Origin of the sequence: Thalassospira lucentensis MCCC 1A00383 = DSM 14000 (genome assembly GCF_000421265.1) — a bacterium.
Lineage (GTDB): Bacteria > Pseudomonadota > Alphaproteobacteria > Rhodospirillales > Thalassospiraceae > Thalassospira > Thalassospira lucentensis.
On record NZ_ATWN01000014.1, the window covers coordinates 67,944 to 74,759 of the forward strand.

Annotated in this window: 5 protein-coding genes; all 5 read right to left on the bottom strand. The window is 54.2% G+C overall.

Annotated elements, in window-relative coordinates; genetic code table 11:
• Nucleotides 1-6: 6 nt before the first annotated feature.
• Nucleotides 7-2,115, bottom strand: a complete 2,109-nt coding sequence (gene ligA / locus K355_RS0121975) for an NAD-dependent DNA ligase LigA (RefSeq protein ID WP_022734328.1) — start codon at nucleotides 2,113-2,115, stop codon at nucleotides 7-9.
• A gap of 61 nt (nucleotides 2,116-2,176) precedes the next feature.
• Nucleotides 2,177-3,847, bottom strand: coding sequence for a DNA repair protein RecN (gene recN, locus K355_RS0121980; protein ID WP_022734329.1), 1,671 nt, complete (start codon nucleotides 3,845-3,847; stop codon nucleotides 2,177-2,179).
• A gap of 283 nt (nucleotides 3,848-4,130) precedes the next feature.
• On the bottom strand, nucleotides 4,131-4,961 hold the full coding sequence (locus K355_RS0121985) for an outer membrane protein assembly factor BamD (protein ID WP_022734330.1): 831 nt from the start codon (nucleotides 4,959-4,961) through the stop codon (nucleotides 4,131-4,133).
• Between the two features lie 245 nt (nucleotides 4,962-5,206).
• Nucleotides 5,207-6,178, bottom strand: a complete 972-nt coding sequence (lpxC, locus tag K355_RS0121990) for a UDP-3-O-acyl-N-acetylglucosamine deacetylase (protein ID WP_022734331.1) — start codon at nucleotides 6,176-6,178, stop codon at nucleotides 5,207-5,209.
• A gap of 321 nt (nucleotides 6,179-6,499) precedes the next feature.
• Nucleotides 6,500-6,816, bottom strand: a 317-nt coding sequence (locus tag K355_RS24740) for an integrase core domain-containing protein (RefSeq protein ID WP_022734018.1), incomplete at its 5' end; no start/stop codon positions are given.

Genomic DNA, 6,816 nt, shown 5'->3' on the forward strand with positions numbered 1-6,816 from the left:
ACGGTTTTATGTGTTGGCAATCAGATCAAGCCAGCCCTGTTCATCAAGAACTGTAACACCTAATTCTTCTGCTTTCTTTAATTTGGAACCCGCACCCGGTCCTGCAACCAGATAGTCGGTTTTTGCTGAAACCGATCCGGCAACTTTTGCCCCAAGGCTCTCGGCTTTGACCTTGGCCTCATTGCGCGAAAACAGTTCCAGCTTACCGGTAAAGACAACCGTTTTGCCATTGACCGGGCTGTCGGAAACCTGCGGGGCCTCGACGTCCTGAATGGTCAGAACGCTTTCAAGGTCATCAAGCACATCCTTGTTGTGGCTTTCTGCCATGAACTCAATCAGGTCCTTGGCGACACCCGGGCCAATCTGATCAATATTGATCAGTTCGCGGAGTGCGTCGCTGTCGGCCTGATTGGCATCGACAATTGCCGCGCGCCATTGGCCGATCGATGTGTAATGCCGTGCCAAAAGCTTTGCGGTGGCCTGACCAATCTGTCGGATGCCAAGCGCATAGATGAACCGGTCAAGGCCGATGGTGCGCCGTTCGTTGATCCCGTCAAACAACTTGGTCGCGGATTTTTCACCCCAACCTTCCAGTTTTCGAATTTCGTCAGCGTGGTTGTCTTCGAGGCGGAAAATATCGGCGGGTGACTGGACCCAGCCCTTGTCAAAGAACGCCTCGACATTCTTGGCCCCCATGCCATCAATGTCGAACGCATTGCGTGACACGAAATGCTTAAGGCGCTCAACTGCCTGTGCCGGGCAAATCAGCCCCCCGGTGCAGCGCGTCACCGCTTCGCCTTCTTCGCGCATGGCGTGGCTGTTACATTTTGGGCAATGATCGGGGAAGGCGTATTCCACCGTGTCTTCCGGGCGTTCATCAAGGATCACCTCAACCACCTGCGGGATGACATCCCCAGCGCGCTGAATGATCACCATATCGCCAACCCGAACGCCAAGCCGTTCAATCTCATCACGGTTGTGCAAGGTGGCATTTGACACCACAACACCGCCCACCGTCACCGGTTCAAGACGGGCAACCGGGGTCAGCGCACCGGTGCGCCCGACCTGTACTTCGATGGCATTGATGCGGGTCCGGGCCTGTTCGGCCGGGAATTTATGGGCAATTGCCCAGCGCGGTGACCGGCTGACAAAACCAAGGCGCAGCTGAAGCTCAAAGTCATTGACCTTATAGACAATGCCATCAATGTCGTAATCAAGATCGGGCCGCTGTTTGCCCAGATCCTCGTAAAACGCCATGATCTCGTCAGCATCGTTCAAAAGACGCGTCAGCGGATTGGTAACAAATCCCCATCCTTCGATCTTGTGCAGGAAATCCCACTGGGTCTGGGCCAGACTTTCCGACAGTTCGCCAAAGCTATAGGCAAAAAAACCAAGTGGGCGTTTGGCACTGATGGTCGGGTCAAGCTGGCGGAGCGATCCCGCCGCTGCATTGCGCGGGTTGGCAAATGTCTTGGCGTTGGCCGCAGCCTGCACTTCATTCAGCTTTTGAAAGGCCGAGCGCGCCATATAAACTTCGCCGCGGATTTCAACCACATCGGGCGCATCATCGGGCAAAGTTTGGGGAATGTCGCCGATATGGGCCACATTGGCGGTGACGTCTTCGCCCTCCGAACCATCGCCACGGGTCGCGGCCGTCACCAGTTGGCGGTTTTCATAACGCAGCGATAAGGACAGGCCGTCGATCTTGGGCTCGCCAACCACCTCAACCGGGCTGTGAGCGGTAAGGCTTAGGAACCGGCGAATACGGGCCAGAAAATCAACGATGTCTTCGCGCGAAAACGCATTGCCCAGCGACAGCATCGGGCGGGAATGTTTGACCTTGGCAAAGCCATCGGCCGGGGCCGCCCCGACTTCCTGTGTTGGACTGTTTTTCTTCAATGTCGGGTAATGGGTTTCAAGTTCGATCAGGCGGTTAAACAGCGCGTCATATTCTGCATCGGGAACCAGCGGTTCATCATTGATGTAATAGGCTTCGTTGAAACTGCGAATGCGGTCGGAAATTTCCGCATGCTGTTTGCGTGCCTCGGTACTGGTTTCGGGCAATGCAGGGAGGTCGGGTAGATTAGGCATGTCTGACGCGTGTTCGGCGTTCATATTCTTTTTGTTCCGTATGCAGTGTTCGCCAGTCGCCCCCTTGTGTGTTTGGGCTACTGGCTTAACGAGGTTGTTCTAACAGGCTGTCGGCAGCAGCACGGGCTTCTGCGGTGACGGAATGACCGGCCAGCATGCGGGCAATTTCTTCGCGCCGGGCACCATCGACCAAGGCATCTACACGGGTGACCATGGTGCCCTCTGTTTCCCGCTTGGCAATATAAAAATGCGTGCGACCGCGCGCAGCAACCTGCGGGCTGTGGGTGATGACAAGGATCTGTCGTTCCTTGGCCAGCAAATGCAACCGTTCACCAATGGCGGCCGCCGTGGCCCCGCCCACACCACTGTCAACTTCATCAAAGACAAGGCTGGGCACAGCTGACACACGGGCCAGCACAACTTTCAACGCCAGCAGGAACCGCGAAAGTTCACCCCCGGATGCGATTTTATTGAGTGCGCCGGGCGGACTGCCGGGGTTGGTGGCAACGGTAAACTGGATACGGTCAATGCCCTCGCTGCCCCATTCGCCTTCGTTGGTTTTGGCAATGTCGGTGACAAAGCTTGCCTTTTCCATACGCAGCGGCGGCAGTTCGGCGTTGATCGCCGTATCAAGTTTGGCGGCGGCCTCTTTACGCGCAGCATGTAGCTTCTCGGCGGCCTCAACGAAGGCGGAACGGTACTGGGCAACGGCGGCGGTCAAGCGCGACAGTTCCTTTTCGCCAAATTCAAGCTGATCGATCTGGGACCGGAAATCTTTCATCAACGCGTTTAAGCCATCGACCGGCACATTGTACTTGCGCGCAGCCGCACGCAGGGCAAACAACCGTTCTTCGACATTTTCCTGATGACCGGTATCGACATTCAGATCGGCAAGCGTTGCTGAAATCGACCGATTGGCTTCTTCAAGCTCAATCGCCGCACGGTCGAGCGCCTCGATAATCGGTTCAAACCGGCCATCGGCCTTTTCAAGTTCACGTTCAAGGCACCTTTGCGCACTGCGAAGCGCGCTTTCCGCCCCCTTGCCACGTGAAAGCTCCCCGCTGGCGTCATTTAACGCCGCGACAAGTTTTTCGCCGTGCATCAAAAACTGGCGTTCTTCGGCAAGGCGTTCTTCTTCGCCTTCTTCGGGGCCAAGCTTTTCAAGTTCATCGACCGCATGACGCAGCCATTCTTCTTCTTCGCGCGCCTTATCAATGCGCGCGCGTGCGGTGTTGAGTTCTTTTTGCGTTTCGCGCCAGGCCCGCCAATGATCACGCACGGCAAGGGCCATGCTGCCAAGGTTGCCATGCGCATCAAGGGTGGATCGGTGCGTGGTCGGATCAAGCAATCCGTGCTGATCAAACTGGCCCTGAATTTCAACACAGTAATCGCCAACATCACGCAGAAGGCCGACGGATACCGCCTGATCGTTGACATAGGCGCGCGATCGTCCATCGGCGGTGACAACCCGCCGGACAACAAGTTCCTCGCCCTCAAGATCAATGTCCTGCCCAGACAGCAGCCGATAAACCGGATGCCCTTGCGGCAGGACAAAGGTTGCGGAAACACTGCATTTGTCACAGCCATGGCGGACAAGCCCGCTGTCGGCACGCGCGCCAAGGGCCAGACCCAATGAGTCAAGCAGGATCGACTTACCCGCGCCTGTTTCCCCGGTCAGGACGCTAAGCCCATCGTGAAAATCAAGATCCAGTTTGTCGATAAGGACTACGTTCCGAATGCTGAGGCGTCGAAGCATCGCTGGGTACTGATGTTGTTAACGGGGCAGCAGACAGGTCTGGCACGGATGATCGGGCAAAACGTCGCTGTAACTTGCACAGTGCCCAATACTGAAGACGCTTGCAAGTCTTGCGCATGCCGGTATTCGGGCAAAAACACCCAATCCGCAGTCTTCTGCGAAAAATGTTTTAAAACAGCATACAAGAACAGTTTGTTCTTGTTGTGTTCTGGTGTGATTTCGTCTGTGATATCACACGATTAACGCCGGAGTCTTAAAGGGCTTTTATGTCGGCTGCGGACAATCAGAACAGGTCACTAACCGACTGGGTTGCGGAATCCCACCAGCTTTTATCATCCTGTGCGGCCTTGATCGTATCGTCATCGACCAGAAGTGCATAAGAATCGCTGTAATATTCGCTGCCTGGGAAGTTATGGCCAAGAACCGATGCGGTGCGTTTTGCCTCACCCTCAAGCCCAAGGGCGAGATAGCATTCGGTCAGGCGCGCCAGTGCTTCGGGAACGTGCGTCGTGGTCTGGTACTTATCAAGAACCGATTTAAACCGGTTGATCGCCGCCAGAAATTCCTGACGATCCTGATAATACCGGCCGACACTCATTTCCTTGCCCGCAAGGTGGTCAACCGTCAGGTCTTTTTTCAGTTTGGCGTCGCGGGCATATTTGCTGTCGGGGAAGCGGCGAATGATGTCATCAAGTGCCTGCATCGCATCCTGTGTCATTTGCTGATCACGGCCGACGTCGGAAATCTGTTCGTAGTAGGAAAGTGCCTTGAGGTAATAGGCATACGGCACATCCGGGTTGGCCGGATGGAGCGAAATAAAGCGGTCTATCGCGCTGATCGCATCATCGTATTTGTTGTCCTGATAATAGGCATATGCCGACATCAGGGTCGCCTTGGTCGCCCAGACCGAATAGGGGTGCTGGCGTTCAACTTCATCAAACGCCTCGGCGGCCTTTTGGTATTCCTTGGCATCAAGCAGATCTTGCGCGCTGTTATACAGCTCGGAAACCGGACGTTCGACATATTCCGGCGCATCATTGCTTGAGCAGGCAGCAAGCAGAATGGCCATGCCACAAATTGCAATGATGTTTTTGGCGCGAACGGTACTCAGCACTGTGACCTATCCTTGAACTTCGTGAGGCACGTTTTAAAAAATCCGCCGGACTATATCATGGGGAGGGCGGGATTGGGCAAGTAGTTGTATGCCCATTTGGCACTTTTATCGGCCATCAGGTTTCATCGGGCAAGAAGACATTGCAAGATTCACCGTTCAGAGACGAAAAAAGGCGACCACGACGGTCGCCTTAATCACATGATCGCAACACATTTTCATGCCGCAATGCTTAAGCCAGCGCTGACTTAGGCCGTTGCCAGAACCGGCGTGTCGTTAACGGCATACAGGGCTGATTTGCGCATCGGGACAACCTGATAGGCGCTTTCATCAGAAAGCAGCGCTTTGAGCAGCAGGTTGTTAACATGATGACCTGATTTATAGGCCGTCACTTTGCCCTGAAGCTGCATCCCGGCGGTATAAAGATCACCCAGCGCATCAAGGATTTTGTGGCGCACGAATTCGTCTTCGTAGCGCAGGCCTTCTTCGTTCATGACTTCGTCGCCCGACAGGACAACCGCGTTATCAAGCGACCCACCGCGCGCCAGACCGGCGGAGCGCATGGCTTCAACTTCGTGAAGGAAGCCAAAAGTACGGGCACGTGAAATGTTGGCAACGAAAACGCCGTCATCAAATTTGACGGACATACGCTGATTGGCAATCGCCTTGCTGGCGAAATCAATTTCGAAATCAACTTCAAAGCCGTTGCCCGGCTCAATGCGTGCCGTGCAGCCGTTGTAATCAACTTCGACGGATTTCAAAACTTCGATCACCTGACGCGGTGCGTCCTGTTCTTCGATCCCGACACAGTCAATCAGGAAGTTGAACGGGGCTGAACTGCCATCCATGACCGGCACTTCGTCGGCATCAATGTCAATCAGGACATTATCAATGCGCGCACCGGCAAGGGCGGCCATCAAATGTTCGATGGTGCCAATTTTGATGCCCTTTGAGGCATCGCCAAGACAGGTGCAAAGACGGGTATCAATCACACCATCATAGCGCGCCGGATACAGTGGCTGTTCCGCCAGATCCGTGCGGCGGAAGACGATGCCGTGATCAATTTCTGCCGGATGGAGGGTGATGCGGATTTTCTGACCAGAATGCAGCCCGACACCGGCACAGCCGATGGACGCTTTGAGCGTGCGCTGACAAACGATATCGTTATCCGATACGCCTGTCTGCGCGAATGCGGCGCTTAGGTCAGTAATCTTGTTCAAGGTAACCCCCAAATCAGGTCCGTCAGTTTCGAGCAAAAATTGTATGAAGCGTTATGAATGGTCGTAACCGTTGCTTCGTTAGCTTCAGACATTACCGATGGAATGACAATCAAACAAATCACTCTTTGTTACGCTTTGTAACCGATTTAAGTATCTGAAAATAAATGTATTTGCATCGATATGATGGACTGGAATCTATGTGTTTTCGCAAATGCAGGGCATCCAGTTCGCGGCTTTTTCGTCACAAGTTCATCACAGGACGTTTCGGTCTGCGTCATGCCGTGAAGGTCACTGTGCCGTCCTAAAATACGTTGACGGTTTTCAAGGAGCCAGCGGATATCGTCCGCTGGCTTTTTGATGCACTTGTTCTGGTGTTTGCATCGCCAGTGCGAAGTGCGGTCGCATGGTATTGTATGTCTGTATGGCCTCCTTGACCAGTTGCCTGAGATCTTCGAATGTCTTGCAGCGGTGAAACAGGAATTCCTGTTTGAGAATGCCGTTGATGCGTTCGGCCAGCGCGTTCTGATAGCAATCATATCCATCTGTCATCGACGGAGTGATCCTGTGTTTGCGCAAGACAGATTGATAGCAGCCAGAGCAGTACTGTAATCCCCGGTCAGAATGATGGATCAGGGGAT

Bases quoted from the DNA above. Each gene is read 5' to 3' on its own strand.
- ligA (WP_022734328.1), bottom strand. From the start codon at position 2,115: ATGAACGCCGAACACGCGTCAGACATGCCTAATCTACCCGACCTCCCT.
- recN (WP_022734329.1), bottom strand. From the start codon at position 3,847: ATGCTTCGACGCCTCAGCATTCGGAACGTAGTCCTTATCGACAAACTG.